Here is a 4,177-nt window from a genome sequence, read left to right on the forward strand (position 1 = left end):
TGGCCTTCGTGGGCGACGAGGCCGCGACCGAGGCCCAGGCCGGCGCCGAGGAGCGAATCTTCAACTGGGGCGCCGAGGCTATGCACGCCCGCGAGGCAGGGGCGGTTGCCGTGGAACGCGCTCCCGTGACCGTCGCCGTCGTGGACTCGGGCGTCGAGGACACGCACCCCGACCTGGAGGGCCGCGTGGACACGCAGCGTTCCGTGAAGTGCTCGGTGAACGGCGTCGCCACGCAGGACTTGTACGGCTGGCGCGACGAGTTCTACCACGGAACGCACGTCGCGGGCATCATCGCCGCCAACCACAACGACATCGGCATTGACGGCATCGCACCCCAGGCGAGCATCGTGGCGATCCAGGCCACGAACGACAATCGACTCATCTATCCCGAGTACGTGACATGCGCGTTCATGTGGGCGGCCGATCACGGGGTGGACATCGTCAACAACTCCTACTCAATGGACCCGTGGGTCTACTGGAGCCCGACGGACCCGGAGCAGGCTGCAGGCCTGGAGGCGGCGACCCGCTCGATTAAGTACGCGCAGGGCAAGGGTCTGGCCGTCATCGCTGCCGCAGGTAACGAGGGCGTCAACATTGATAACCCGACGATCGACGACGGCTCGCCGACCGACGCGCCTGCTCCGACGAAGGGCCGTGATGTTCAGGGCGGGATCCGTGTGCCCTCCATGATCGACGGCGTCGCGCAGGTGAGCGCCCTCGCCCAGGCCTACAACGTTGCCCCCGGCCTGTCTCTGGCTCGCGCCGACTTCTCTAACTACGGCACGACGATTGACTTCGCGGCGCCCGGCGACCAGATTTACTCGACCGCGCCGCTGCTGTTCTACCTGAGCGGCTACGCGGTCGCCGACGGCACGTCCATGGCGACCCCGCACGTGTCGGGTGTCGCCGCGCTCATCAAGTCGGTGCACCCCGAGTACACGGGCGCGCAGGTCATTGACCTCATGAAGAAGCAGGCAGCGCGCAACTACGGGGAGCTGAACGCGCCCTGGGATGGCAAGGAGTACCGCGGCAGTGGCTTCCTGGATGCTCTCGACGCTGTCCTGAAAGACCAGCCCAGGCCCNGGATGTGACCCGGTGAGCGATGCGGTTACCCTGACGTGCCCGACCCCCGATGAGCGCCCCGACCTGTGGCCGTGGAGCGCGGCGCGGGAGGGTGGCGTGCTGCGCGTGGGTGGCGTCGACCTGACGAATATCGCCGCCGAGTTCGGCACCCCCATCTTCGTGCTTGACGTCGAGGCTATGCGCGGTCGCGCCCGCGTGTGGGCATCGGCGATGGCCGAGGAGTTCTGGGACGGATACGGATTGAGCGGCGGCGACGTCTTCTATGCTGGCAAGGCATTCCTGAGCGCCGACGTCGCACGCCTGGTCGCGGCCGAGGGCCTAGGTATCGACACCGCCTCGCTCGGCGAACTGAGCCTCGCCCTGCGCGCCGGGGTGGATCCTTCGCGGATTGGCCTGCACGGTAACAACAAGTCCGACGCGGAAATCCGCCTGGCCCTCGAGGTCGGCATCCACCGCATTTTCATCGACTCGATGGACGAGGTCCTCCAGGTCGAGCGCATCGCCGCTTCGCTCGGTGTCACCGCGCCCGTCATGGTGCGCCTGAAATCCGGCATCCACGCGGGCGGCAACGAATACATCGCGACCGCCCACGAGGACCAGAAGTTCGGCCTGTCCCTGGCCACCGGCCAGGCGTACCAGGCCGTGGCAGCCATCAGGGACGCGCCGCACTTGGATTTCCGCGGGNCTCGGCTCTGTCGGGGCAGCAGGCTGTTCGGGTCGAGGCCTCGGGCCGCAACCCGGATCCGCGCGCCGACGACGACGTGACCACGTCGGCCCTTTTCACGGTTGCTCCGGCGAGCGAGGATACGCACGAGGCCGTGGCCGGTCAGTGGATCTCGGATGCGCTGGGCTGGTGGTGGCGCAATACCGACGGCACTTACCCGGCCTCCGAAACGCTGCGTATCAACGGCGAAGTTTACCGTTTCGACGCGCGCGGCTACATGGTGACCGGCTGGGCCAGCGAGAATGGTCACTGGTTCTACTACGGAGTGTCCGGTGCCCAGGCATCGGGCTGGGTGAGCGTGGGCGGCACCTGGTATTACCTGGACCCCGCGACCGGAGCGATGGTGACCGGCTGGCTGGAGTTGGACGGCGTGTGGTTCCGCCTGGACGGCTCGGGCGCGATGGTGAGCGGCTGGCTGAAGGAAGGATCGTCCTGGTACTACCTGCAGCTCTCGGGCGCGATGGCTACCGGCTGGGTGAGGGATGCTTCGTCCTGGTACTACCTGGATGAGACTGGCGTCATGGTGACGGGCGAACGTACGATCGACGGCGTTGTCTACTTCTTTGATCCGTCCGGTCGTTTGCACTCGTAGTCGCAGCCTCGGCGTACCGGGTTGGGGCGCGCCGAGGCGTCATCGATACTGACAGGGGGCTGCGCGTGAGCGCGGCCCCCTGTCAAGCCTTGATTTGTCCGGGTGTTGCCCGACGTTAGTCGTTATGAATTGTCGGACATGTCAAACTCGAGGATGATGGTTCTTATGCGCGCACGGTGTCGTGCGCGTGACTGTAGCAACTGAAATGAGGAACCATGCGCCGCAACGCTGCACGCATCGGGCTCGTCGGAGTCCTCGCCCTCTCGATGGGCNGGTGGCTCGCGCCCTGGCCGGGGTCGTGCGTGAGCGCTGCGCCCACCACGGGTTGCCGGTCCCGCACGTGTCTGTCGAGCCCGGTCGCTCGATCGCCGGTCCGTCGATGGTCATGCTCTACAGGGTCGGCGTCGTCAAGGACGTCTCCCTGGAAAGCGGGGGAGTGCGCCGTTACGTGGCCATCGATGGGGGTATGTCGGATAACATCCGTCCCGTTCTCTACGACGCGGTCTACACGGCGACGCTCGCGAACCGCGACCCGGCTCAGGCCTCGTCCCTGGCGCGTTGCCGCGTTGTCGGTAAGCACTGTGAGAGCGGAGACATCATCATCCGTGACATTGACCTTCCCGCTGACATTACGGGTGGTGACCTGCTGGTTGTGCCGGCCGTCGGTGCGTACGGCTATTCGATGGCGTCGAACTACAACATGGTCACGAAGCCTGGCGTACTCGCCGTCGAGAACGGCACTGCCCGCTGGTTTATTCGCCCGCAGACGGTCGATCACCTGCTGGCCCTGGACGCGGGCCTGGAGTAAGCGGATCAGCGAGACGGGGAGCGCGCTCCCCGTCTCGCATGCATTGTGAACTGCCTCCCGTTTCTTGGACATCGACATCACAGTCCGAGGAATGGAGGGCCGTTCGGACCCTTTGCTGTGAGAGGGCCTGTCGGACCCTGTGTTGTGAGACGGTCGTTCGGAGCAGTCCTGGTATCGCCGCGACCTTTCCCCAGTAATGTCGCACGTAATTCCTCCCCGACTATTTCAGAGTTTGAAATTGGCTCGTTGAAATTGCAACGTTTGTGGGGGCGCTCGAATGCTGACCAAGTTAAATTACGTGCGACTTTGTGTTGGAGGTGGGAACTTGCAATCGGTGGGGGCCTGTCGGAAATGCTGCGCAAATAGCAAATAAGGTAAGCCTACAGTTTGTTGTTACTGACAAACTCTAGGATGATGGGCGCAGCTGTACATGCAGCCGAAATCCTGACAATGACAATCGAAAGTCGAGGAACAATGCGCCGCACTGCTGCCCGCATTGGAGTCGTCGCCGCGCTCGCCCTGTCGATGGGTGTTACGACGGTGGTGGTTCCGCCCGCACACGCTGACGACACCAGCCCCCTGATCTCGTCCACCCGCGCCAACGATGATCAGATGAACTACGCGATCAACCTGGCCCCGGGCACCAGCTCAGCCGACGTGGAGCGCGCCATCGCTCTGGTCCCGTCGGTCAAGGGCGCCGCCCTGGCCTCGTACCCGCAGATCGGAACCTTCTTTGCGCAAAGCGCCACGCCTTCATTTGCGCCCGACCTGGCCGCCACCCTGAGGGACGCGGGTATCCCCGTCCACTCGATCGGCCCGACCCGCACCCAGGAAGTCCTCTATTACGAGCGCCTCACCCTTCCCACCGGCGAGGAAACTCCTGCGGGCGACAACGCTGGGGGCGACAACGCTGGGGGCGACAACGCTGCCCCCGGCGGCCTGGCCTTCGTGGGCGACGAGGCCGCGACCG

1 protein-coding gene and 4 pseudogenes are annotated in these 4,177 nt (G+C 65.2%); all 5 read left to right on the plus strand.

Annotated elements, in window-relative coordinates; genetic code table 11:
• Positions 1–1,082, plus strand: a pseudogene (locus BQ7477_RS01675) (S8 family serine peptidase); the annotation flags it as partial.
• A 13-nt stretch (positions 1,083–1,095) separates the two neighbouring features.
• Positions 1,096–1,827: pseudogene (locus tag BQ7477_RS01680) on the plus strand (diaminopimelate decarboxylase family protein); the annotation flags it as partial.
• A 17-nt stretch (positions 1,828–1,844) separates the two neighbouring features.
• Positions 1,845–2,399 (plus strand): N-acetylmuramoyl-L-alanine amidase family protein, encoded by a 555-nt coding sequence (locus BQ7477_RS01685; RefSeq protein ID WP_073982570.1) that lies wholly within the window; start codon positions 1,845–1,847, stop codon positions 2,397–2,399.
• 274 nt (positions 2,400–2,673) lie between these two features.
• A pseudogene (locus tag BQ7477_RS01690) lies at positions 2,674–3,207 on the plus strand (diaminopimelate decarboxylase family protein); the annotation flags it as partial.
• Positions 3,208–3,681: 474 nt separating this feature from the next.
• A pseudogene (locus BQ7477_RS01695) lies at positions 3,682–4,177 on the plus strand (peptidase S8); the annotation flags it as partial.

This window comes from Actinomyces bouchesdurhonensis (genome assembly GCF_900128465.1).
Classification (GTDB): Bacteria; Actinomycetota; Actinomycetes; order Actinomycetales; family Actinomycetaceae; genus Pauljensenia; species Pauljensenia bouchesdurhonensis.